The organism is Streptomyces sp. WAC07094 (assembly GCF_036320405.1).
Lineage (GTDB): Bacteria > Actinomycetota > Actinomycetes > Streptomycetales > Streptomycetaceae > Streptomyces > Streptomyces lannensis.
On the sequence record NZ_JAVMJZ010000001.1, the window covers coordinates 3,276,316 to 3,299,889 of the forward strand.

A 23,574-nucleotide genomic window follows, 5' to 3' on the forward strand; every position below is an offset into this window, starting at 1 on the left:
CGGTTCCACAACCTGGCCACGGCGGCATGGGAACGCTCCTCCCGGCCCGGAAATTCGATTGCCTCCGACCGGCCGATACGCGCTAATACGGCACATGGCCGATATCCGGGGCACGTACGACGATCTGTTCACCGCGGTGCCGAATACGCTGGCCGGGTTGCTGGACGAGGGAGACGCGGGTGCCTCGGTCGCGGTCTTCGTGGACGGCGAGTCGGTGGTGGACGTCTGGGGCGGATTCGCCGACGCGGACCGTACGACCCCGTGGCAGCAGGACACGATCACCAACGTCTGGTCCGTCACCAAGACGATGACGGCACTGTGCGCGCTGGTCCTGGCCGACCGTGGCGACCTCGATCCGACCGCACCGGTCGCCCGGTACTGGCCCGAGTTCGCCACGGCGGGCAAGGACAAGGTGCTGGTACGGCATCTGCTCGCGCACACCGCGGGCCTGCCCGACTGGGACGGGCCGATCGAGGAGCTCTACGACTGGCCTGCCGCCACCGCACGGCTGGCCGCGTCGGCTCCGCAGTGGGATCCGGGAAGCGCGGCCGGATACCACTCGCTCACCCAGGGGTTTCTCGTGGGCGAGGTCGTCCGCCGGATCACCGGCCGGAGCCTGGGCGAGTTCTTCGCGGAGGAGGTGGCCGGGCCGCTGGCCGCCGACTTCCACATCGGACTGCCGGCCGCGCACGACCACCGGGCGGCGCTCGCCGTCCCGCCGTCGCCGCACGACGGGGACTACACCGCGAGCGCGCCCGGCCGCAGCGCGTCCCCCGCCACCGGCACCGCCGTACGGGTCCGTGACGGGAACAGCACGGCCTGGCGTCGCGCGCAGATCCCGGCGGCGAGCGGCTTCGGCAACGCCCGCTCGGTCGCCCTCGTGCAGTCGGTGATGGCCTGCGGGGGAACGGCGCGTGGGGTGCGACTGCTGTCGCAGCCGGGCTGTGACCGTGCGAGGCAGGAGCAGTTCAGCGGCGAGGACCGCCGCCTGGGCATGCCGGTCCGTTACGGGCTGGGCTACGGGTTGTTCGGCAACACCTTCGGTTGGGGCGGTTGGGGCGGCTCGCTCGTCATGATCGATCCCGAGGCCCGTATGGCGGTGGCGCACGTGACCAATCAGATGCGCGAACCCGCGGACGACAACCGGGGGCTGGAACTCGTCATGGCCGCGTACGACGGACTCAAGGGTCTGCGGGCTTGATGCTGTCGGAGTCAGCCAGCCAACGGTGAGGCCGGTTCGCCGAGTATCACGTCAGCGGATCGCGGCGCGGCTCCGGTGGCTGGGTACGGGGGGTCGGGTCCGGGTTCCGCGTGGACTGGGCCGTCACGCAGGGGTCAGCATCACCAGGCGGAGAGAGCTCCGCAAGACCCACCGGGTACAACCGCCGGGAGACGTGTCAGACGTGTCCGAGCACGCCCGCTGAGGGACGCGAGGCAAAGACAGCCCTCGCCGAGGGCCGCGCCCACCGCCAGGACCACCTGTCGGGAGGCCCTGCGGCCCGCCCGCGGCGTCCGTGACCGGCAGCGGGTCGCCCACCCCACCGGTGACCACGAGATCCACGACGTCAGCCCCGTTCCTCCAGGACCGCCAGGTCGCGCTCGGCGTACATGCGGTGCCACCACTCCTCGTTCAGGACGACCAGCAGGCATTCGCGGAGCGGGAAGGTCTCACCCTCGTCGGGCCAGCCGGGGCCCACGAGCGGCTCGGTGCGGCTGTCGAGCCGCTCGTCGGTCAGACCGTCGACCACGCGTCGCATCATGGCCATCGCCTCCCGCCGCAGGGCGAGCGCCTCTTCGAGCGGCGGGCGCGCGTCACGGTCGTGCGGCACTCCCGGCCGCGGACTCATCTCGTCCCACGGCAGGGACAGCGGGTGCCAGGGGCTGGGTTCGCCCAGGACGCAGCGGCCGACCCACGACTCGGTTGCGAACGCCAGGTGGCGCAGGGTCTGGATGAACGACCACTCGCCGTCGACCGGCTCGTGCAGCAGTTCCTCGGGCAGTCGGCGTGCCCGCGCGACGGTCGACTCCCACAGCCGTTCGTCGAGGTCCCAGGCCTCCCGGAACCCCTCGGGGGTGGTCGGCCGGAACTTGCGGCGGTCGGGGTGCCGGCGGTCCAGTTCGGCCTCCACCAGCGGTACGACGTCGACTCCGTTGACGACGAGATTCCGGATCTCGCCGTCGATGGTGGTGTTGACCATCTCGACGCCGCGCATGACGACCCCGTTGAACTCGCATGCCCGGAACGTCGCCGCGTCCAGGCTCACCGTGGTGAACCGCGCCCCCGTCATGTCCGCGCGCTCGAACTCCGCACCGCGCAGGCCGGTGAAGTCACTGTCGCCCATGGCGCTCAGACTAGGCCTGGACACACCGCCGGGGGCAGGGTCTTCCGGGTACCGCAGCCGGGCGTCGTCCCCCTCCATGCCCCGAGGCGGAGACAGCACTTCGGCATCGTCCCGGCCTCACGCGAAGCGCGGCCGTACCGCGGTCGACTCGGCTCAGGCGGTCGCGCCGGCCGTCCCTCCGTCGTCGTTGTAGATCACCAGGGTCAGTTCCGGCCGCTCCGCCAGGTGGAACGCGGTGTACGCGTACTCGATCGCTCCGCGTCCCGGGTGCCGCAGGCGTTTGCGTCCGCTGTGCCGGGGCTGCACCTCGTACTGGGGCCACCAGGCCCGCGCCTGCGGGCTGTTCGCGTTCAGCTCGTCGATCAGCCGCGGGTAGCGCGGGTCGGCGGGATGACGTGCGGCCTGTGTCCGGAGCCGGGCGAGCAGGCCGCGTGCCTCGGATTCCCAGTCGACCAGGACGTCCCGAGCCACCGGCTCGAGGAACACCCAGCGGACGAGGTTGGCCGGCCGGTCGGCCCCGGTGATGAGCTTCGGGAACAGTTCCTCGGCCGCCCGGTTGTGGCTGAGCACGTCGTAGGTGCCGTCGATGACGTACGCCGGGTTCGGCTGGAGCAGCAGCGGCACGGCCGCCACCTCGCCGGTGAGCGGCTCCTGCTCCTCCGCTTCGGCCGCGGGCGCGTGACCGGCCAGCCGGAAGAGATGCTCCTGCTCGTGCCTGTCGAGCCGGAGCACCCTGGCAAGGGCGGTGAGCACCTGCTCGGAGGCGCGGATATCCCGCCCCTGCTCCAGGTACGTGTACCAGGTGGCACTGATCCCGGCCAGCAGCGCCAGCTCCTCCCGGCGCAGTCCCGGAGTCCGCCGGCGGCCGGTGCGGGGCAGGCCGGCCTCGTCAGGGGCGAGGCGCTCCCTTCTGCTGCGCAGGAACGCGCCCAGGTCAGTTCGTCGGTCCGGCTGCGTGGGCATGACGGCTGGCACCTCTGGTTCCAGAATAAGTACGTTCTGGATACCAGGCTAAACCCGTCGGAGACTGGTGTGCGAGCACCGGCCGCGGCGCCGCCGACGGCCTCGAACGCTCGCACCGGCCCACGGCCGCCCGGTGCGCGACGGTTCCTGGCCACCGGCGCGGGAAGCCGCCGCCACTCGGTACACGGCCGTGCCACCGACGACGGGACAGGACTGCTTCATGCACGGAATCAGGGACAAAGTGGTGGCGATCACGGGAGCCGGCAGCGGCATCGGCGAGGCGACCGCGCTGCTGCTCGCGGAACGCGGCGCGCGACTTGTGCTGGGTGCTCGCCGCTCCGAGCGCCTGGAGGCGGTGGTGAGCCGGATCAAGGAGGCGGGTGGCGAGGCTGTTCGGCTGCGCACCGATGTGACCCGGCGGGACGATCTGCGGGCCCTGGTGGCACTGGCAGGTGACCGCTTCGGCCGGCTCGACGTGCTCGTGAGCAATGCCGGGGTCGGCACGATCTCACCGCTGGACGATCTGCGCGTCGACGAGTGGGACCGGATGGTGGACGTCAACGTGAAGGGCCTGCTGCACGGAATCGGCGCCGCCCTTCCGGTCTTCCGGGCGCAGGGCTCGGGCCATTTCGTGACCACCGCGTCCACGGCCGCGTTCCGCGTCGTGCCGAACATGGCCGTCTACGCTGGTACCAAGCTGGCGGTCCGGGCCATCTGCGAGGGGTTGCGCCAGGAAGCGGGCGAGTGCCTGCGGGTGACCACCGTGTCACCTGGCGTGACGGCCACCGACTTCGCCGAGGCGTCGACCAACAGCCAGGTCAGAGCGGAGATCACGGCGATGCGCGACCGCATCGCGATCCCGCCCGACGCGATCGCCCGGGCCATCGCGTTCGCCGTCGAACAGCCCCCCACCGTCGACGTGAACGAGATCGTCGTACGGCCCACCGCCCAGAGCTGAACCGCACCCGGTCGCCGCGGAGCGCGCCTTCGTCCCGAGGCCGTACCGCTCCGTGCGGCGGCAGGCGGGGCACCGGGTGACAATGGAACACCCCGCACCTGCGAGGTGGTGGCGATGTCCGCATGGCATCTGCGCGACTACCACGATGACGATCTCGACCAGGCGATCCAGATCTGGGACCAGAGCCGGCCGGCCGACGAGCGGCCCGCCTTCCCGGTCTCCGAGGTGATGGCCGCGGTCGAGAGCGGTCAGACCGCGGTGGTCGCGGTCGTCGGTGACGAACTGGTCGGCATGGCCGTGGCGCAGGCGCACGGCAAACGCGCCTGGATCCTGCTGGTCGCGCTCGCCGCCCGCTGGCGCGAGCGTGGGATCGGCAGCGCCCTCCTGGCCGAACTGGAACGACGGCTGCGGGCGCGCGGGGTGCGCCGCATCAGCGCCCTGCTGCCCGCCGACGCCGCCGGGACGAAGGCGCTCGACCACTCCGGCTTCCTGTCCCGCGACGATCTGACCTACTACGAGAAGCTCGAACCACGGGAGTCCGCCGACACCGACGTGCTCCGGGCGCTGGGCGGCCGCATGCTGGCCGAGGGCCTGTGGAACCGGATGGCCGGGATGGAGCGGGAGAAGCAGGTCGTCGAGCGGCGGATCGTGCTCCCGCTGACGGAGCCCGCGCTGGCCGACCGCTACGGTGTCGTCCCGCCGAAGGCGGTCATCCTGTTCGGGCCGCCGGGCACCGGGAAGACCAGCTTCGCCAAGGCCGTGGCCTCACGGGTCACCTGGCCGTTCGTGGAGCTCTTCCCGTCCCGGCTCGCGGCCGACACGAGCGAGGGGCTGGCCGCGGCGCTGCGGGAGGTCTTCGCCGACCTGGTGGAACTGGACTCGGTCCTGCTCTTCATCGACGAGGTCGAGGAGATCGCGGGCGTGCGGTCGGGGCGGGCGGTCGACCCCGGCCACGGGGTGACCAACGAGCTGCTCAAACTCATCCCCAACTTCCGTGAGCACGATGCCCGGTTGCTGGTCTGCGCCACCAACTCGGTGCGTTCTCTGGACCCGGCGTTCCTGCGGCCGGGCCGGTTCGACTACGTCATCCCGATCGGGCCGCCGGACCCCACGGCCCGCGCCGCCATCTGGGCCCGCTATCTCAGGGCCGCCATCGACTCCGTGGACCTCTCACGGCTGGTGGCGGCCAGCGAGCTGTTCACCCCGGCCGACATCGAGTTCGCCGCGCGCAAGGGGGCCCAGGCGTCCTTCGAACGCGAAGTGACACATCGGCAGGGCGAACCGGCCACCACCGAGGACTACTTGACCGCCATCGCCGACACACGGCCGACTCTCACCGCGCGGGCGATCGAGGAGTTCACCGAGGACATCGAGAAGTACAGCCGACTCTGAGGGCGGTCAACCGCGGTACCGGGCAACCCTCGTGGGCGAGAAGAGGGGTACCCACGGTGCACCGAGCCCATGCCCTCCTGTCGGCCGACCCGGCGGTCGGGGCCCAGCCGGCAGCAGGACGGAGTCCACCGGCACGCAACCATGGCCGAAAAGCGCCGTCGAAAGCCCCGCACTGGAGTCCAGCCGGAGTGCCGCCGGCTCCCGTGGCGGCCCGCGCGTCTCATGCGGGGCCTCCGCGCACGCGACTCCCGCCCATGGTTCGGCCCTCGAACCGAGCTCACCAGGGACCCTCGCGGAGAGTGAAATGCTATTCACCGAAAGGTGATTGCACGCATTTTCTGAATTTCGTCGGCAGGGTACGGTCATCACATCGCAGGAACGATTCTGCAGCGATAGATTCCCCCGAATGCCGGATAGCTTCCTCCGTATGGCGCTCGTTAGGTGATCGTGACTTGGAACGAACCGGAAGATCAGATCCCTGTCGGACGTGGAGCCGCTTGGCAGGATCCGACGGGCGGTGAGGCACTCGCCAAGGGCTGCTCGGACCTTCTTGAAGACTTCCTCAAGGAGATCGGCGACATGGAAAGCGAATACCTGCGCGCCATGGACGGAGCGTCCTGACGAGGGCGCGGAGGAGCTGAGAATGGACAGGCTTCAAGGCGAGCCAGGCCTCTACGACATTCAGTTCGACCTGACAACGGATTACGACCCACCGGGGCGTCATCCTTACACCGTCGATCCCCTGGAGGTGCATCACGCCTGGGGCTCACCCGCCCCCGACATGGCACCGAGCGGCTGGGATCCGGACGAGGAACTGGCCCAGATGCTGTCCACGGCGACCGGAGTGGCCCCCGCTCCGCCCTCGATGGACGGGCAGCACCGCCACCGGATCGACCGTCGGCGCCCCCGGCCGGGTGCACACATCCTCGACAGCGGCCAGAAAGTCACCCCTGCCACGATCCTGGTCGCCACCATCGCCGCCTGCGCGGTGGCCATGCTCGGCTGGTCCATCGCCTACTCGTACGCCCAGTTGCGCGCCATCGCCTCGACAGTGCTTCCCGAGCCTCTGGCGCAGTGGTGGCCGCTGACGGTGTACGGGCCGTGGTTCGTGGCGGCCCTCTCCGTACTGCGGGCCGCCTTCCAGCACCGGACCGCCCGGCGGTCGTGGGTGGTCGTCCTCGTCGCCTCCGCCACGGCTGTCGCGCTGTGCATCGGCAACTCGGAACACAGCCTGCTGGCGATGGTGATCGTGGGAATCCCGCCGGTCACCGCGCTGGTCTGCTTCCGCGAGCTGGTCGGCCAGGTGTCGTGCAAGTACCGCCCCCGGCATGCGGCACCCAGCAAGGAGCAGCCGCCCGGCGGCTGACACGAGGACCCGACCTGCCGGCACCGCGGTGGCACACGGGAGGACACGGTCGGACACACGGAACGGCACCCGCTCGAGCGGGTGCCGTTCCGTGTGTCCGCGCCCTCGTCCGCGCCCGTCCCGCGGGCCGTCAACCGGCCAGGGACGGGACGAACGGCGACAGGGCCGGAGCGAGCTGTACCCCTGGGGCCAGTCCGAGGGCGACGAGGGCGTCGGGCAGGCCGCGTCCGACGCGCGCCGCCTCCATCGTGCCGGGGGCGGCCAGAGCGCGGCAGCTCGCGGCGATGATCTCGAACAGGTGCTGCACCCGCCCGGGACCACGGGGTAGCAGCTGGCCGTGGAAGTCCTCGTGGTGGGCGAGGACGAGGGCGGCGAGACCCGCGACATGGGCCGAGGCAGTGCCGGTGCCGTCGAGGGCCGCGTATCCGCCTCCCGGCGCGCACGACAGGACCGCGACGCCGGGGGCGGCGGCGTCGACCCCGGGGCCGTAACCGCTGAACGGCGCGGCGAAGAGTCCTTCCGGTGTCAACGGCGGCCCCGTGTGGGTCGCTTGGGAGGTGTCCGGGGGGAACGAGCCGTAGACCCCCAGCGCACCCACCGCGAACACGGTGGGCAGCGAGCCGGGGAAGGCGACCGGGCCGCCCGTGTCGCCCGCGGGGGCGACGCAGGCGATCCCCGCCGCGTTGGCGTCGGCCAGCTTGTGGGAGACCAGTGACGAGGGGTACGGCGTCGCCACGGCGATGTGGGCGATGTCCACCTCACGATCGATGCAGTGGTCCAGGGCGGCGATCAGGTCGCTGAAGTGCCCGCCGGGCATCACCTCGCACACCTCGATCTCGGCGTCGACGGCGATGCCGATGACACCCTTGCCGGTGTCGGCACCGGCGATGACGCCCGCGGCGTGCGTGCCGCTGCCCATCACGTCGTGCGCCCAGCCGTCGGCCGTACCGTGCACGAGATCGACTCCGGAACGCACCCGCTGCTTCAGGTCGGGATGGTCGGCGCTGACGCCCGACCCGATGACCGCGATCCTGACGCCGAAGGCGCGGAAGGTGGGAGGCAGCCGGTCCAGGCGCATGGCCTGCTGGCCCCAGCCGTACTGCTGCCGTTCCTCGAGCTCCGGGTACGCCTTGGCCAGCGGCGTCAGCATGACCAGGTTCTCCTGGGTCTCCGACAGGTCGGGGCTGTGGATCCAGCGGTCGTTGTAACCGCCCGCGGGCCGGACGTACAGCGACCGAACGGACTCGACGGTGTCCGTCGCCAGCGTCACGGTGGCCGTGCCGTCGGCCCCGGTGATGCCCTGGCCCGGCCAGGTCGCCCCGATCAGGAACACCGCGGCGCCGGGGAGCGGTTCGCCGTCCGGGCCGCAGACGCGGAGCGTGATCTCCACAGGGCGTCCCAGGGACAGGACGAGCCCCGGATCACGCAGCGGCAGGGTCCCCGCGGTGGGCATGGCGGCGAGTCCGGCCCCGGCCAGCGGCAGGTCCGGTTCGATGTGCACATGCAGCGACCGCATCGCCGGCACCTGTGCCTCGGCCGCCTCGACGACCGCGATCTCCGGGCAGGAGGGGTGCACACCGGCCGACTGCAGCCTCTCCGCGGGCCGGAGTCTGCGGATCACCCTCACCTCGGGCATCCGCTCCAGCCGGTCGCACACCGCGTCCATGCCCAGTTCGGGCACTCCCGGTGGGAGCAGATGCTGCGGCAGCGGCGTCACCATGTACCGCTCCCGGCGCGGATGCACCGCGATCGGTGACGGCGCGCCCTTCTTGCGCGGCGCGGCGTCCTTCCCCTCGGGCCCCGGCCCGCCCGCCCCCGCGCCCTCGGACCCGCCCTCGCGGTTGTGTTCGGGCTTTTCCTTGACCATCACGTCCACCTTCACCACGGAAATGTCGTCCTTGCTCCTGATCCGGCGACGGGCGGCTCGCGCTTCCACGGTGATGCGGTGTGCCCGGGAACCGGTCCCGTGGCACACCGCATCGCGCGCCGCCAGGGGTCAGCCGATACCGAAGGGCTGACCCATCTGGCCGTAACCGAAGCCGGGCTGCTGGTACTGCGGGAACGACTGACCGAACGACTGCTGGCCGCCCCACTGCTGCATGCCCTGCTGGCTCTGCTGGCTCTGCTGCAGCAGGGCCACGATGGCGGTGGGCAGCGCCTGCTGCACGGACTGCTCCACGGCCTGCCGGATGCCCGCGTGCAGCGTGTGGTGCAGCGCAAGAGCGAGGTAGGGGTGCGCCTGCTGGGCCATGCCCTGCTGCTGGAGCTGCTGCTGGACCTGCTGGATCTGCTGCAGCTGGTGCTGCATGCGCTGGGCGATCTGCTGGCTCGCCTGCTGACAGGCCTGCTGGATCGACTGCTGGACGATCTGCGTGATCGGCTGCTGCGAGCCGATCTGCTGCATGGGCTGGGTTCCGGTCATCACCGACATGAATGCTCCATTCGCGGCATCATGGGGGAAGCCGACATATAAATCTATGTTGGCTTTGTCGGGAGAAGTCCGACGAGCTGAAGCTAAGTTGGCGCCGCCCCGACCGCAATCCGATGGGCGCCCGGCGGGGGACACGCCGGTCGAGGGGCGCGGACGCGCACACCGCACGGTTTCGCTGGCCCGGGCCGCTCCCGGGGTCCGCGGTCGCCCATGGGAGTGGCTTTCGGAAGGCCGGGCGTGTCGCCCCCGCACCGCCCGCCACCCGGGTGACGACCTCCGCGGCACAGTGAGCCGGCCCGGCGCGGCGGCTCCGGGCAGCGACCCGTGGCGGCCCGTGTCGGCGCCGGGTCCGCGTTGCACCGGTCGAGGTACGGCGGCCCGTGCGTCACCCCGGACCGCCCGCCACCCACGGCAGCCCGACGGAACTCCGTGCGGGCGGCAACTTCCGCTCTCTGCACGGGAGTTCACGGAGACCTCGGAGGACACTCCGGAGCGCCGGCAGGCCTGATCGACGACGCCGGCGAGATCACTCCGCGCCGCGCGGGGCCGGCGTCGCACGCGCGCTCGCGGACATCCGCGCCGAGGGTCGACCGGTGCGCCCAGCGGTCGCGCGGCAGCCAGGCCGGGACCGCGGCCGGGAATCAGTCCTCGCCGCTCCCGTAGGGCCTGGTGAGGATCTCCAGGTTGTGTCCGTTCGGGTCGTCGAAGTACGCCCCGCGGCCGCCGTCGTTGTGGTTGATCTCTCCGGGACGGTTGTGGTGCGGGTCCGCCCAGTACGTCAGGCCCGCGTCCCGGACCCGGCCGAAGATCGCGTCGAAGTCGTCCTCGGAGACCAGGAACGCATAGTGCTGCGGAGTGATCGAATCGTCGGAGTCCATGAAGTCCAGTGTCACGCCGTTCGGCATCTGCACCGGCGTGAACGGGCCGTACTGCGGTTCCACCTGCAGACCCAGCAGATCCGCGAGGAACCGTGCGGATGCCGTCTTGTCGTGGGCGGCGACGATCGTGTGGTTGAGTTCGACCGCCATGGTCGGGCCTCCTTCCCCCTCGGTGCCAGGACCACTTCTCACGCTAGGCGGCCGCACGGCCGAAAACATCGGTCTCTGGTCCTGTCCCGCTCCGACCCGCGACCGAGACCCGGGCCGTCGGAGACCGTCGGGCATGCCCATGACATGAGCGTGCGGGACGCGACTGTACGGCGTGAGGCGGCCGCGGGGCCGCCTCACGCCGTGATCACCGATTCCTCAGATGGTGGCCGTGTCGATCACGAACCGGTACCGGACATCGCTGCTCAGTACCCGCTCGTACGCGTCGTTGATCTCGGACGCGCCGATCAGCTCGATCTCGGCGCCGATGCCGTGCTCGGCGCAGAAGTCCAGCATCTCCTGGGTCTCGCGGATGCCGCCGATGGCGGAACCGGCGAGGGTCTTGCGGCCCGAGATCAGCGAGAACAGGTTGAACGAGATCGGCTCCTCGGGCGCACCCACGTTCACCAGCGCGCCGTCCGGCCTCAGCAGCGAGAGGAAGGCGCCGAAGTCCAGCGGCGCCGACACGGTCGAGACGATCAGGTCGAACGAGCCGCGCAGCTGCTCGAAGGTCGTCGGGTCGCTGGTGGCGTGGTAGTGGTCGGCACCCAGCTTCAGCCCGTCGTCCTTCTTGCGCAGGGACTGGGAGAGCACCGTCACCTCGGCGCCCATGGCGTGGGCGATCTTGACGGCCATGTGCCCCAGGCCGCCCATGCCGAGGACGGCGACCTTCTTGCCGGGGCCCGCGTTCCAGTGCCGGAGCGGCGAGTACGTGGTGATCCCGGCGCACAGCAGCGGGGCGGCCACGTCGAGGGAGAGACCGTCGGGGATGCGCACGGTGAAGTTCTCGTCGACGACGATCTTCTCGGAGTAGCCGCCGTAGGTGGGCTCGCCGTTCTTGTCGAGGGCGTTGTACGTGCCGACATTGCCCTTCAGACAGTACTGCTCGAGGCCCGCCCGGCAGTTCTCGCACTCGCGGCAGGAGTCGACCATGCAGCCGACGCCCACCCGGTCCCCGACCTTGAACTTGGTCACGCCGGAACCGACCGCGGAGACGATGCCCGCGATCTCGTGCCCCGGAACCATCGGGAAGATCGCGTCGCCCCAGCCCTCACGGGCCTGGTGGATGTCCGAGTGGCAGATGCCGGCGAACTTGATGTCGATCAGTACGTCGAACTCGCCGACCTCGCGGCGCTCGATGGTGGTGCGCTCGAGCGGGGCCTTGGCGGCGGGTGCGGCGTACGCAGCAACGGTGGTCATGCCGGATTTCTCCTTGAGGGTCGCGTGCCCGGCTGCCTTCCACCGGGCACGGTGTTCAGCCTGCCGGAGGGCACCGGCCCCACCCAGGCCACGGCTTTGTGTACGTCGGCCGTTCGTACCACCGAGGGGGTCAGGCTCATGGGCGTACGACCAGGAATACTGGACGTATGGACGTGACGCCCGGCTCCGTGCAGGGGCCCATCGCGGGGGCCGGACAGGCCCTGGACCGGCGTGCGGAGCTCAGCGAGTTCCTGCGCACCCGGCGGGCCCGGCTCAAGCCCGAGGACGTGGGCCTGCCGGACTTCGGCCGGCACCGGCGGGTGCCGGGGCTGCGGCGCGAGGAGCTGGCGCAGCTGGCCGGGGTCTCGGTGGCGTACTACACGCGTCTGGAGCAGGGCAACGGACGGAACGTGTCGGCGGAGGTACTCGACGCCATCGCCCGCGCACTGCGGCTGAGCGACGCGGAGCACGCGCATCTGACGCACCTCGCCAAGCCCAAGGCGCACAAGAAGAAGCCCTCGGCACGGTCGCAGCAGGTGCGCTCCTCGCTGCGTCAGCTGCTGGACACCTTCGACGGTGTCCCCGCCTACGTCGTCGGGCGCCGCGCGGAGGTCCTGGCGTGGAACCGGATGGCCGCGGCCGTCTTCGGGGACTGGTCCCGGTTGCCCCAGCAGGAACGGAACTGGGCGCGCATGGTTTTCCTTCAGCCGGAGTACCACGACCTGTTCGTGGACTGGGAGCAGAAGGCGATCGACATCGTGTGCCAGCTGCGGTACGAGGCGGGGTGCTATCCCGACGATCCGCGGCTGTCGGCGCTCGTCGGGGAGCTGTCGGTGAAGAGCGAGGAGTTCCGGCGGCTGTGGGCGACGCACGACGTCAAGGAGAAGAGCCACGGACTCAAGCAGCTGAGACACCCGCTGGTGGGCGATCTCGAGTTGCAGTTCGAGTCGTTCCGACCGCCGAGCGACGGTGAGCTGTCGATGGTGACCTATCACGCCGAGCCCGGATCTGCGTCGGCGGAGGCCCTGCGCCTGCTGGCGAGCTGGGGGACGGACGCGACCCGGGCGGCCACGACCGCGCCCGGCCACTGACCCGCGGTACCGGCCCCGCCCCTCGGGACGTCGACCCCCCGGAGCACGCAATGCGCCGGGGGGTCGATCGGTGCCTCGGATCCGTGGGGTACGACGCATCGGGGCCCGTGCGCTCTACCGTGCTGCGTTCTCCTTGACCGTGATCCGCCCCTTGCGGATGGTCACGAGGCGCGGGGCCTTCTTCGCGATGGACGAGTCGTGGGTGACCATGATGAACGTCAGCCCGTGCTCCTTCCACATGCGCTCGAGCACGTCCATGATCTCGTCCCGCATCGACTCGTCGAGGTTTCCCGTGGGTTCGTCGGCGAGCAGCACCTTCGGCTGCTTCACCAGCGCGCGGGCGATCGCCACGCGCTGCTGCTGACCGCCCGACATCTCGCCCGGCAGGTGCCCGAGCCGCTCGCCGAGACCGACGGACCGCAGCGCATCGGCGGCCCGTTCGCGCCGCTCCTTGGCCTTCACCCCGAGCGGCACGAGGGCGGTCTCCACGTTCTCCTGGGCGGTGAGCGTCGGGATCAGGTTGAAGGACTGGAAGACGAAGCCGATGTTCTCGCTGCGCACCTTGGTGAGCCGGGCCTCGGACAGCTTGGCGAGGTCGACGCCGTCGAGTTCGACACTGCCGGCGGACGGCTTGTCCAGTCCGCCGAGCATCTGCAGCAGCGTGGACTTGCCGCCTCCGGTGGGGCCCTGGATGACCAGCCGGTCGCCGTCGCCGATGGCGAGGTCGACGCCGTCCAGGGCGAGGATGGTCTCCTTGCCCCGCGTGTAGCGCTTGGTGACGCCTCTGAGTTCGTACATGGGTGCAACTCCTGGGATGGGATGGGGCCGGGGTCTGCCGTGTCGGGCGGGCCCCGGGCCGCGCGAGGTCTGCGGGGCGGGTGCTACTCGACGCGGCGCAGGGCGTCCGCCGGACGCAGCCGTGAGGCGCGCCAGCCGCCGAAGGCACCGGCGATCAGACCGCCGGCCACCGCCAGGGCGACCGCGAGGACGATGGTGGTGGCGCTGACCGGCGCCGTGAGGGCGACTTCCAAGGTCTTGGCGGTCTGACGGCCGGGACCGCCGCCGAAGCCGCCGGCACCGCCGCCACCACCGAAGCCGCCGCCACCACCGCCGCCACCGCCGAAGGCGCCGCCCCCGCCGCCACCACCGAGCTGGGCCTGCAGCGTCGGGCTGATGGCGCTCACGACGTAGGCGCCCGCGAGGCCGAGCGCGATACCGAGGACACCGCCGACCAGGCCGATGACGACGGCCTCGCCGACCACCTGCCGGGTCACCCGGCCCGACTTCCAGCCCAGCGCCTTGAGCGTGCCGAACTCGCGCACCCGGCGGGAGACGGCGGAGGAGGTGAGGAGACCGGCGACCAGGAACGCGGCCACGAGCACCGCGATGGAGAGCCACTTGCCCACGCTCGTGGCGAGGCTGGAGGCGGTGGACAACGAGCCGGAGACCGTGGAGGCGAGGTCCGAGGAGGTGGTGACGGTCGTCCCGGAGATGTTCTTCTGGATCGTCTTCTTGACGGCCGCGATCTGCTGGGAGTCGGTCGCCTTGACGTAGATCGTGGTGACCTTGTCCTTGGAGTCGGCGAGGGTCTGGGCCTGCTTCAGCGGGAGGTAGAGGTTGGCCGCCGCGTCACCGCTGTCGGCCGTCGCGATGCCGATCACCTGGTACTTGACGTCCTTGACGGTGACGGTGCTTCCGACCTTGAGCTTCTTCTCCTTGGCGTACGCCGAGTCCGCGACGACGACCTTGGCGTCCGTCTCGGAGGTCTTGAACGTACGGCCGCTGGTGATCTTCGACGAGGTCAGCGGGCCCAGGGCGGGCTTGGTGACGTCGGTGCCGTAGAGGGAGTAGTTGTTGACGTCGAAGTTGGCACCGCCGCCCTCGACGCGGCCCTGGGGCCCTCCGGTGGCACCGCCCCGGCCGCGCTGCCCACCGCCGTTCTGGAACTGCTTGAACTGGCCCTGGGTGAACTGGCCGCTGATCTTGATGACGCGCAGGCTCAGTCCGCCCACCGCGTCCGAGACCCCGCTCTGCGAGCCGACCTTGGAGACCGTGCTGTCGGCCAGGGTCTGGAATCCCTGGACCATGACACGGTCACTGCTCTGCGTGTCGCTGGAGCCGTTGTTGCGTGCGTCGAAGTTGAAGCGCGGCCCCTGCGAGCCGCTCGACGGGGCAGCCGCCGCCTTCGTCACCGTCATGTCGGTGCCGAGACCGTACAGCGACTGCAGGACCTTGTCCTGTGCCTTCCCCATGCCGGAGGACACGGAGTTGACCACGATGACCAGAGCGATGCCCAGCGCAAGCCCGGAGGCGACGACGAGGGCCGCCTTTCTGCGGCGGCGCAGTTCGCGCCTCAGGTAGGTGAAGAACATGGCCGCAAGCTAGGGACGCACCCTGATGAACCCATAAGCCGGACATAAGAGAACGATGAAAAGACCGCGCCGCCCCGGCCGCGGTCCCGCTGCCGGGAGATCCGGGGCGACTCGTGGAGACGACGGAGGCGCCCGCCGCCCCTCTGCGGGGGTGGCGGGCGCCTCGGTGAAGTGGTGGTGCCGGCAGGGCCGTTCGGCGTCAGGCCGCGGAGCCCGCCGTCCACTGGGACCAGCTCATGTTCCAGCCGTTGAGGCCGTTGTCGGGCGACACGGTCCTGTCACCGGTGTTGCTGACGACCACGACGTCGCCGATCATCGAGTGCTCGTAGAACCACGCGGCCGGGGTGTTGGGGTCGTTCGCGCCCTTCTTGTCCTGGAGGCCCACACAGCCGTGGCTGGTGTTGACGCTGCCGAAGACGGAGGGCGCGCCCCAGTAGTTGCCGTGGATGAAGGTGCCCGACGTGGTCAGGCGCATGGCGTGCGGCACGTCCTTGATGTCGTACTCGCCCTTGCCGTCCGAGTCCTTGAAGCCGACCGTCGCACCGTTCATCCGGGTCTGGGTGAACTTCTCGGAGATCACCATCTGCCCCTGGTAGGTGGTGTGGTCGGGCGCACCGGCGGAGATCGGGACGGTCTTGACGACCTTGCCGTTCTGGGTGATCTTCATCTGCTTGGTCTTCGCGTCGACGTACGAGACCTGGTTGCGGCCGATCTTGAAGGTGACCGTCTTCTGCTGCACGCCGTACACGCCGCTCGCGCCCTCGACGCCGTCGAGGTTGAGCTTCAGGGTGACGGTGGAGCCTTCCTTCCAGTACTGCTCGGGGCGGAAGTCGAGCCGGTTGGCGTTGAACCAGTGCCCGACGACCTGCTGCCCGCTGCTGGAGGCGACGGTGATCCCCTTCTGCACGGCGGCCTTGTTCGAGATCGCCTTGTCGAAGTTGATCGAGACCGGCATGCCGACGCCGACGGTCGAACCGTTCTCAGGCGTGAAATTGCCTATGAAGGAGTGGTCCGGGGCGACGGTCGTGAACGAGGCGTTCTCGTGCGCGTCACGGCCCTGGGAGTCCTCGGCGGTCGCGGTGACCTTGTAGGTGGTCGCCCGCTCCAGCTGGCCGCTGGGCGCCCAGCTCTTCTTGTCCGCGGATATCTGCCCGGAGACGGCGGTGCCCGACTCCGTGGTCATGGTGACGTTGGAGAGGGTGCCCTTGGCGACCGTCACCTTGGCCGCGTTGTTGATGGAGGCGTTGTCGGACCCGTCCGACGGTGTGATCGTGATCTCCGCCTCGGAGGCCTTCTGGGCGGCCGCCTCGTCGACCTTGGCCTGCGAGGTGGAGTCGCCACCCTTGTCGCCGGCCGCCTCGCTGCCTCCGCTGCACGCGGTGAGCACGAGCATTCCGCCGAGCAGTGCGGACGCGGTCGCAAGACCCTTCCGCTTACTGTTCGTCATCACACGCTTCTCCATCGTTGCCGTAATTCCCAAAACCCCTTGAGTTCCCGTAAGAATCATCAACGGTACGACCGGCCGCCCCCGTTCCACATCCGGCGGATGTGTGGGCCACGCCACGTCGGTGCAACGGTACTGGGGGGGTGCCCGCGTCGTGCGGGACGCCTGGGAACGTCACTGAAGACGACGGAACCCCGGGCGCCGGTTGCCGCCCGGGGTCACGATTTCCCCAAGACACGTCAGCGGAGTCCGACCTCCTCGTCGTCCTCTTCGCCATCCGTTTCATCATCCTCGCCGAGGACCCAGTCCGGCGAGTCCGCGTCGTAGTCGATTTCCTCACTGCTCCAGGAGGCCTGGGCGAGTTCCACCCCGGGCACGTCGCTGACCAGGGCGGACGGATCGACCAGGTAGGCGAGGGCCTCGGCTGTGTCCTCCGTCACTGCGCTCTCGGTGTAGGCGCGCTCACCGTCGGGCATATCGGCGTCATCCTCGATCCGGCGCAGGGCGGCCTTGGTGACGGTGTCGGCGTCCTGGACCTCGAGGATCAGATCGACGCGAAGGCGCACAAAGCGTGATGTCTCAGAAGTGCTCATGGCGGGCAGCGTACGGCCCTGAGGGGGCGCGACTTTCCCGCGACCCGCGCCTTTCACTAGCATCGCCCTACACGGCCAATTCGCAAGCGCCACAGGGGGATCGGTATTTCGTGTCCGCCGCACGTCGATCGACGTCCACCACTCGCCGGACGTTGCTGACCGCCACCGCCGCCGGGACCCTGCTGGGGGCCCTGTGGTTCGTCCCGTCCGCCAACGCGACGCAGGACACATCAAGAGACCGGACCTCGGTGTCCCTGAACACGTCCACGCAGACGGACTCGGGCGAGGACGCCACGGCGGCCGGCACCCAGCTGGCCGACACGGGAGCCGTGAACACCACGCCGTACGTGATCGGGGGCACCCTCTTCCTGTGCCTGGGCGCGGGGTTCGTCGCGTACTCGGTGCGCCGGGAACGGCTGGACCTCTGAGTCGCTCGGCGCTTCCCCGCCGGACGACGTCCGGCGGGGACGACTCGGCCGCCGCAGCTCGTGATCCGGGCCCGATCGGGCCGGTCGGTCGCATGCGTGGGGGCCCCACCGGGCGGTAGGGCCCCGCATGCGACCGACCGGCTCCCGGGCTACTGCAGCGCCCCGGCGACCGCCTCCACCGAGGCGACCAGCCGCCCGTCCCGCACGAAGGCGTCCGCGGCCGCCAGGTCGGGAGCCAGGAAGCGGTCCGGGCCGGGACCCTCGGCGCCCGCCTCACGCAGGGCGGTGATCGCCGCCCGGGTGGCGGGGGCCGGGGTCAGTCCCTCGCGCAGTTCGACGGCCCGTGTCGCCGCGTACAGCTCGATCGCCAGAACCCGGGTGAGGTTGTCCACCGCGGTGCGCAGCTTGCGCGCGGCCGACCAGCCCATGGAGACGTGGTCCTCCTGCATCGCGGAGGACGGGATCGAGTCGGCCGAGGCCGGAACGGCCAGCCGCTTCATCTCGCTCACCAGCGCCGCCTGCGTGTACTGGGCGATCATCAGACCGGAGTCGACGCCCGGGTCGTCCGCGAGGAACGGCGGGAGGCCGTGCGAACGGTTCTTGTCGAGCAGGCGGTCGGTGCGGCGCTCGGCGATCGAGGCCAGGTCCGCCGCCGCGATCGCGAGGAAGTCCAGGACATAGGCCACCGGGGCGCCGTGGAAGTTGCCGTTCGACTCGACGCGGCCGTCCGCGAGCACCACCGGATTGTCGACCGCGGAGGCCAGTTCGCGCTCGGCGACCAGGCGGGCGTGTGCCAGCGTGTCCCGGCCGGCGCCCGCGACCTGGGGGGCGCACCGCACCGAATAGGCGTCCTGGACGCGCGGTGCGTCGTCCTGGTGATGGCCCGTCAGGCCCGAACCCTTCAGCACCGCGAGCATGTTGGCGGCCGACGCCCCCTGACCGGGGTGCGGGCGGATGGCGTGCAACTCGGGCGCGAGCACCTTGTCCGTGCCGAGGAGCGCCTCCATCGACAGCGCGGCCGTGACGTCGGCCGACTTGTACAGCCTGTCGAGGTCCGCGAGCGCCATGATCAGCATGCCGAGCATGCCGTCGGTGCCGTTGAGGAGGGCGAGGCCCTCCTTCTCGTGCAGTTCGACGGGGGCGATGCCGTGCTCGGCGAGGAGTTCGGCGGCCGGCCGCACCACACCGTCGGGGCCCTCCGCCTCGCCCTCGCCCAGGAGCGTCAGCGCACAGTGGGACAGCGGGGCCAGGTCGCCGGAGCAGCCGAGCGAGCCGTACTCGTGCACGACCGGGGTGATCCCGGCGTTGAGCACGTCGGCCATGGTCTGCGCCACCTCGGGGCGGACGCCGGTGTGCCCGGAGCAGACGGTCTTCAGCCGCAGGAACATCAGGGCGCGCACCACCTCGCGCTCCACCCGCGGCCCGATGCCGGCCGCGTGCGAGCGGACGATGTTGCGCTGCAGCTGTACGCGCAGCTCCTCGCTGATGTGCCGGGTGGCCAGCGCACCGAACCCGGTGCTGACCCCGTACACGGGTTCCGGCTTCGCCGCCAGCGCGTCCACGATCCCGCGGGCCGCCGAGAGGGCGGCCACGGCCTCCTGGGAGAGCTCGATCCGGGCGTCCGCGCGCGCCACGGCGAGAACGTCGGACACGGTGACCCCGGCCGTCCCGACCACCACTGTGTGCATATCCATATTCAGGAGCGTACGCAGTGAATTCTATGATGTCACTACTGGATGGCCGGTTGACCCCTTACCGCCGTCCGGCACTCTCAGTGGCGTCCGCGGAACCGGCGGCGCTCGCCGCCGGCGGGCGGCGGCGCGTCCGCCAGGCGTACGACCGGGTCGTCCGCGCCCTCACGCCCCGCGACCACGGGTTTCGCCGCGCGCACGGCCTTGGCGCGGTACTGGGCCGCGTCCGCGAGCCGGAAGAGCCGGCGGGCCGAGCGCACGGTACCGATCGGGTCCTGGGTCGAGGCGACCCCGCAGGCGACTCCGTCCCCCAGCTCCAGCTGGGCGGCACGGCGGCACACCTCGTCCGCGACCCGGACCACCTCGTCGGCCGTCGGGCCGACCGCGAGGAGACAGAACTCGTCGCCGCCGAGACGGGCGACGAGGGCACCCGGCAGCATCGCGCCGCACAGGGACAGGACCGAGCCGAAGCGTTCCAGCAGCCGGTCGCCGACGGCGTGCCCACGGGTGTCGTTGACCCGCTTGAGGCCGTTCAGATCGCAGACGAGCAGCGAGACCACGACCCCGTCCTCGCGATACCGCTCGATCGCCTCCTCGAGGCGGACGTCGACGGCACGACGGTTGGCGAGACCGGTGAGGGCGTCGGTGAAGGCGAGCCGGCGGACCTCCTCCAGACGCTCGGTCTGCGCGATACCGGCCGCGACCACCGAGGCGAGGACGGTGGCGAAGTCCGCGTCGGCGCCGTCGAAGACGGGAGCGCCGGCCTTGCGGGCGACATACAGCTCACCCCAGGCGCGGCCGTGCAGCAGCACGGGAGCGACGACGCAGCAGCCGCGCCCGCGCCGGCGCAGGGCGGCGACCCGCTGATGGCAGTAGCCCGCGTGTCCCGCGGCCGGGCCCTGCGAGGTCTCCACCCAGGCGGTCGGCCCACCACCGCCCGCCCACCGCTCGTGCAGGAACTCCGTGATCTCCGGGAACTGGTGCACGGGATAGGTCTCCTGCTCCGGGAACTCCTCCTCCTCGACCGCCCGCTCGCCCACATTGACAAGGACGCGCAGCCGCCCGCGCTCACGCTCCCAGACGGAGAGCGCGGCGAAGCTCCCGGCGAGGGCCCGGCACGCGCCGAGCGCGGCGGCCCGCCAGGACTCCCGCGGGTTGTGCGCCGCCGCCATCCCCTGCGCCAGCGCCACCACGGCTGTCAGCCGACTGTCCTCAGCCACGCATCCAGGCTAGGGACGATCAGGACAATATGAGACATCGGTGGGGCGATGGGGGTGCCCGCACGGACCGCTCATCGGCATGGGCGCCACCGGTGCCCGGCGGCTACTCGCCCGGCCACTGCGGGCTGCGCTTCTCGTTGAAGGCGGCCACCCCTTCGGCACGGTCTCCGGAGAACGCCACGGACCGCCACGCCGCGTCCTCCACCTCGAGCCCGGCCCGCAGGTCGAGGCCGTGCCCAAGGCGCAGGGCGCGCTTCGCGGCACGCAGGCCCACCGGGGAGTTCGCCGCGATACGGGCGGCGAAGGCAAGCGCCTCCTCCCGGTCCCGGCCCTCCGCCACGAGCTCGTCGACCAGACCGAGGTCGCGGGCCTCGGCCGCCTCCAGGCGCCGCGCCGTGAAGATCAGCTCAGCGGCCCGTGCCGCGCCCACCCGGCGGGGCAGCAGCTGGGTCCCGCCGCCGCCCGGGATCACCCCGACGGACACCTCGGGCAGTCCGACCACCGCGGTGGTGTCCGCCACGATCAGATCGCAGGACAGCGCCAGCTCGAAGCCGCCGCCCAGCGCGAAGCCGTGCACGGCGGCGACCGTCGGCATCGGCAGTTCGAGGACGCCGGTGTAGGCGCCGCGTGCGACCGGACGCTGGCGGACCAGGTCGGCGTCCGTGAAGGAGTTGCGCTCCTTGAGGTCGGCGCCCACGCAGAACGCCCGCTCGTGCGTCGACGTCAGCACCGTCACCCGGGCGTCCCTGTCGGCGGCTAGACGGGCGCACGCAGCCGCGATCGAACGCGCCATCTCGGTGGACACCGCGTTCATCGCCTTCGGCCGGTCGAGCGCCAGCTCCGCGACATACCCGTGCCGCCGCACGACGACGTACTCGCCGAACCGCCGTTCGTCCCCCTGCTCCGTCATGACACCCTCCCGGTTAACGCGGGTTAACTACGACGGCTCCGATCATCGCAGTCGAAGCGGCCCGGCGAAAGCCACCGCGGAACCCCGCCCGGCGCGGCCCAATCATCGCCTCCCCTCCCCGTTCGGGTGACATCCGGGCCCTCTCCCCATCACCCACCCCCAATCGCCACATAATCTGCCCACCGCTGGGGCGCATCGGGGGGCGTGCGGCCAAACCGGGGAGGGATGAGCATGACGACCGACACAGCCACCACCACCGAGGCCACTACGACGACTCCCGACGAAGCGGGCCGCTACCGGTTCCGTCCCGCCGGCCGGCACCGCAAGCCGAGCCGGCGGCGGGTGGTCCTCGCCGTCGGCGGGTTCGCGCTCGCCGCCGGGGCCCTGAGCCTGGTCCGGCTCGCGCCCGAGTCGGTCACGGGAGGAGGCGGAACCGTGGAGGCCGAGCCAAGGATCGAGGCCACCGACACGGCTGCCACGGTCGAGACCGGGCCGGCCACGGACGGCAGGCACCCCTCCGGGACGACCGGCACGGGAACCACGACCACGGTCTCGTCAGCGACGGCGATGGGGGCCACGAGCACATCCGCGGGCCCCTCCGCGCAGCCGTCCTCGGCGGCCGCGCGGGTCACCGACCCCGCCACCGGCATCCCCGAAGCACCGTCGGCCCCGACGCCGTCCCGTACGACCCGGCCCCCGACGGACACGACTCCGGCCGCCCCCGTGCCCATCCCGTCCGCGACCGCCACCACGCAGGTGCCGGTACCGGAGCAGGACCCGCCCGGCCTGTGTGTTCCGATCGTCGGACTGTGCGTCAGGGGTCTGCCGATCCTCGGCCCCTGATCCGGGCCGCGCGGGTCACCGACGGGGCCGCACGGCCCGACACCCGCGCAGGGACTACGACGAGCCGCCCCGCCGGGCCAGCAGCCAGGGCTCGATGACGCCGAGGCCGCGCACGGGGCGCTGCCACATCGGCTGGAGCGCGAAGCGGTAGGTGGGCGGCTCCTCGCCCTCCTTCTCCGCGGCGGCCGCGGCCTCGGTGGCCTCGGCCTCGGAGGCGGGCGCCTCGCCCGTGTGGATCAGCTCCTCCGCGAAGGCGCCGTCGACCAGGACCGAGTCCCGGGGGGCTATCGAGGTGAGACGGCTCGCCAGGTTCACCGTCGTACCGAACACATCGCCCATCCGGGTGGTCACCGTGCCGAAGGCGATGCCCACGCGCAGTTCCGGCATGGTCTCGTCGTTCGCCATCGTCTCGATGAGGCGCAGGGCGATCTCCGCGGCCGTGCCGGCGTCGTCCGCCGCGTACAGCACCTCGTCGCCCAGCGTCTTGATGAGCCGCCCGCCGTGCGCGGCGACCAGGTCGGCCGCGGTCGTCTCGAACGCCTCGACGAGTTCGCCGAGTTCCTCCTCCTCCATACGGCGGGTGAGGCGGGTGAAGCCGACGAGGTCGGCGAAACCGACCGCGAGACGCCGGTCCACCATCTCGTCGTCGTCCCCGGCCTGGACGACCCGGCCGGTCGCGGCGGCGAGCTGGCGCCGCCACACGTACACAAGGAACTCCTCCAGCTCCGGCAGGAGCAGCTCCACCAGGGGGTAGGTCACCTCGGTACGGGTCATGCCGGGCTCGGGGGGCTCGGTGAGGCCCTCGAGGAAGGAGTCGATCTGCCACTCGGCCAGGCGGGCGGTGGTCTGCCCGGTCGACCGGGCCACCTGCACCGCCATGGCCTCGCTCAGCAGGCCCGCCTCCACCAGACCGGCGAGCCGCCGCAGGGCCAGCACATCGGCCTCGGTGAGCGCCTTGGCCTGCCCTATGTCCGCGAAGCCCATCGCCCGCCAGAAGCGGGACGCGAGTTCCATGGACACGCCGGCGCTGCGCGCCGCCTGGAAGGGGGTATAACGACGCTCCGCCCCGAGAATCAGCTGCTCGAGCCGGAGTGCCAGGGGGTTCTCGTCGGACTCGGCCTGTGCGTCCCGCCCGGGTTCACCGTCGGCGGCGGGGTGTACGCCCGTGCCCGAGCCCGTGTCGTCGACGGTCACGCGTGCTGCCCTTCCGATCTGCCGCGGTCAGGTATCGACCGCGGTCAACTC

22 protein-coding genes are annotated in these 23,574 nt (G+C 71.2%); 8 read left to right on the forward strand and 14 right to left on the reverse strand.

Going from position 1 to position 23,574, the window contains the following annotated elements; all coding sequences use genetic code 11:
- Positions 1–94 precede the first annotated feature (94 nt).
- Complete coding sequence (locus RCR19_RS14335) at positions 95–1,201, forward strand: serine hydrolase domain-containing protein (protein WP_331265512.1); 1,107 nt, start codon at positions 95–97, stop codon at positions 1,199–1,201.
- A 364-nt stretch (positions 1,202–1,565) separates the two neighbouring features.
- On the opposite strand, the gene RCR19_RS14340 is transcribed toward RCR19_RS14335, so the two are convergent.
- Together RCR19_RS14340 and RCR19_RS14345 are read right to left on the reverse strand one after the other, a co-directional pair.
- Positions 1,566–2,342 (reverse strand): DinB family protein, encoded by a 777-nt coding sequence (locus tag RCR19_RS14340; protein WP_331265513.1) that lies wholly within the window; start codon positions 2,340–2,342, stop codon positions 1,566–1,568.
- 153 nt (positions 2,343–2,495) lie between these two features.
- On the reverse strand, positions 2,496–3,305 hold the full coding sequence (locus RCR19_RS14345; protein WP_331265514.1) for a helix-turn-helix transcriptional regulator: 810 nt from the start codon (positions 3,303–3,305) through the stop codon (positions 2,496–2,498).
- A 220-nt stretch (positions 3,306–3,525) separates the two neighbouring features.
- Here RCR19_RS14345 and RCR19_RS14350 point away from each other — a divergent pair, with 220 nt between their 5' ends.
- The 4 genes from RCR19_RS14350 (at position 3,526) to RCR19_RS14365 (ending at position 7,021) form a co-directional block, all read left to right on the forward strand.
- The gene (locus tag RCR19_RS14350; protein ID WP_331265515.1) at positions 3,526–4,263 is read left to right on the forward strand and encodes an SDR family oxidoreductase; all 738 of its coding nucleotides are present in this window, start codon (positions 3,526–3,528) and stop codon (positions 4,261–4,263) included.
- A gap of 114 nt (positions 4,264–4,377) precedes the next feature.
- Positions 4,378–5,655, forward strand: a complete 1,278-nt coding sequence (locus RCR19_RS14355; protein WP_331265516.1) for a bifunctional GNAT family N-acetyltransferase/ATP-binding protein — start codon at positions 4,378–4,380, stop codon at positions 5,653–5,655.
- 447 nt (positions 5,656–6,102) lie between these two features.
- The gene (locus RCR19_RS14360; protein WP_331265517.1) at positions 6,103–6,276 is read left to right on the forward strand and encodes a hypothetical protein; all 174 of its coding nucleotides are present in this window, start codon (positions 6,103–6,105) and stop codon (positions 6,274–6,276) included.
- A gap of 22 nt (positions 6,277–6,298) precedes the next feature.
- Complete coding sequence (locus tag RCR19_RS14365) at positions 6,299–7,021, forward strand: DUF2637 domain-containing protein (protein ID WP_331265518.1); 723 nt, start codon at positions 6,299–6,301, stop codon at positions 7,019–7,021.
- Between the two features lie 130 nt (positions 7,022–7,151).
- Here RCR19_RS14365 and RCR19_RS14370 read toward each other — a convergent pair whose 3' ends face one another.
- The 4 genes from RCR19_RS14370 to RCR19_RS14385 all read right to left on the reverse strand — a co-directional run bounded on the left by RCR19_RS14370 (position 7,152) and on the right by RCR19_RS14385 (position 11,737).
- A complete protein-coding gene (locus RCR19_RS14370; RefSeq protein WP_331265519.1) occupies positions 7,152–8,906 on the reverse strand; it encodes a S8 family serine peptidase in 1,755 nt (584 codons plus the stop codon).
- Positions 8,907–9,017: 111 nt separating this feature from the next.
- Positions 9,018–9,452, reverse strand: a complete 435-nt coding sequence (locus tag RCR19_RS14375) for a hypothetical protein (RefSeq protein WP_331265520.1) — start codon at positions 9,450–9,452, stop codon at positions 9,018–9,020.
- A 641-nt stretch (positions 9,453–10,093) separates the two neighbouring features.
- A complete protein-coding gene (locus tag RCR19_RS14380) occupies positions 10,094–10,480 on the reverse strand; it encodes a VOC family protein (protein ID WP_331265521.1) in 387 nt (128 codons plus the stop codon).
- Between the two features lie 216 nt (positions 10,481–10,696).
- Positions 10,697–11,737 (reverse strand): NAD(P)-dependent alcohol dehydrogenase, encoded by a 1,041-nt coding sequence (locus tag RCR19_RS14385; protein WP_331265522.1) that lies wholly within the window; start codon positions 11,735–11,737, stop codon positions 10,697–10,699.
- 167 nt (positions 11,738–11,904) lie between these two features.
- Here RCR19_RS14385 and RCR19_RS14390 point away from each other — a divergent pair, with 167 nt between their 5' ends.
- Complete coding sequence (locus RCR19_RS14390) at positions 11,905–12,828, forward strand: helix-turn-helix transcriptional regulator (protein ID WP_331265523.1); 924 nt, start codon at positions 11,905–11,907, stop codon at positions 12,826–12,828.
- A 114-nt stretch (positions 12,829–12,942) separates the two neighbouring features.
- On the opposite strand, the gene RCR19_RS14395 is transcribed toward RCR19_RS14390, so the two are convergent.
- From RCR19_RS14395 to RCR19_RS14410, 4 genes are all read right to left on the reverse strand, one after another.
- Entirely contained in the window at positions 12,943–13,626 is a 684-nt protein-coding gene (locus tag RCR19_RS14395; RefSeq protein WP_331265524.1) for an ABC transporter ATP-binding protein, read from the reverse strand.
- An 83-nt stretch (positions 13,627–13,709) separates the two neighbouring features.
- Positions 13,710–15,200: an ABC transporter permease gene (locus RCR19_RS14400; protein ID WP_331265525.1), complete on the reverse strand. Its 1,491-nt coding sequence runs from the start codon at positions 15,198–15,200 to the stop codon at positions 13,710–13,712.
- Between the two features lie 199 nt (positions 15,201–15,399).
- Complete coding sequence (locus tag RCR19_RS14405; protein ID WP_331265526.1) at positions 15,400–16,647, reverse strand: Ig-like domain-containing protein; 1,248 nt, start codon at positions 16,645–16,647, stop codon at positions 15,400–15,402.
- A gap of 236 nt (positions 16,648–16,883) precedes the next feature.
- Positions 16,884–17,237 carry a hypothetical protein gene (locus RCR19_RS14410; protein ID WP_079050486.1) on the reverse strand — a complete coding sequence of 118 codons (354 nt, stop codon included), beginning with the start codon at positions 17,235–17,237 and terminating at the stop codon, positions 16,884–16,886.
- 110 nt (positions 17,238–17,347) lie between these two features.
- On the opposite strand from RCR19_RS14410, the gene RCR19_RS14415 reads away from it, so the two are divergent.
- Positions 17,348–17,665, forward strand: coding sequence for a hypothetical protein (locus tag RCR19_RS14415; protein WP_331265527.1), 318 nt, complete (start codon positions 17,348–17,350; stop codon positions 17,663–17,665).
- 149 nt (positions 17,666–17,814) lie between these two features.
- Here RCR19_RS14415 and hutH read toward each other — a convergent pair whose 3' ends face one another.
- The 3 genes from hutH to RCR19_RS14430 all read right to left on the reverse strand — a co-directional run bounded on the left by hutH (position 17,815) and on the right by RCR19_RS14430 (position 21,486).
- Entirely contained in the window at positions 17,815–19,353 is a 1,539-nt protein-coding gene (hutH, locus tag RCR19_RS14420) for a histidine ammonia-lyase (RefSeq protein WP_331269436.1), read from the reverse strand.
- Positions 19,354–19,436: 83 nt separating this feature from the next.
- Entirely contained in the window at positions 19,437–20,576 is a 1,140-nt protein-coding gene (locus RCR19_RS14425) for a diguanylate cyclase (RefSeq protein ID WP_331265528.1), read from the reverse strand.
- A 103-nt stretch (positions 20,577–20,679) separates the two neighbouring features.
- Positions 20,680–21,486: an enoyl-CoA hydratase-related protein gene (locus RCR19_RS14430; protein ID WP_331265529.1), complete on the reverse strand. Its 807-nt coding sequence runs from the start codon at positions 21,484–21,486 to the stop codon at positions 20,680–20,682.
- Positions 21,487–21,717: 231 nt separating this feature from the next.
- Here RCR19_RS14430 and RCR19_RS14435 point away from each other — a divergent pair, with 231 nt between their 5' ends.
- A complete protein-coding gene (locus RCR19_RS14435) occupies positions 21,718–22,329 on the forward strand; it encodes a hypothetical protein (RefSeq protein ID WP_331265530.1) in 612 nt (203 codons plus the stop codon).
- Positions 22,330–22,383: 54 nt separating this feature from the next.
- On the opposite strand, the gene RCR19_RS14440 is transcribed toward RCR19_RS14435, so the two are convergent.
- Entirely contained in the window at positions 22,384–23,523 is a 1,140-nt protein-coding gene (locus RCR19_RS14440; RefSeq protein WP_331265531.1) for an adenylate/guanylate cyclase domain-containing protein, read from the reverse strand.
- Positions 23,524–23,574 lie beyond the last annotated feature (51 nt).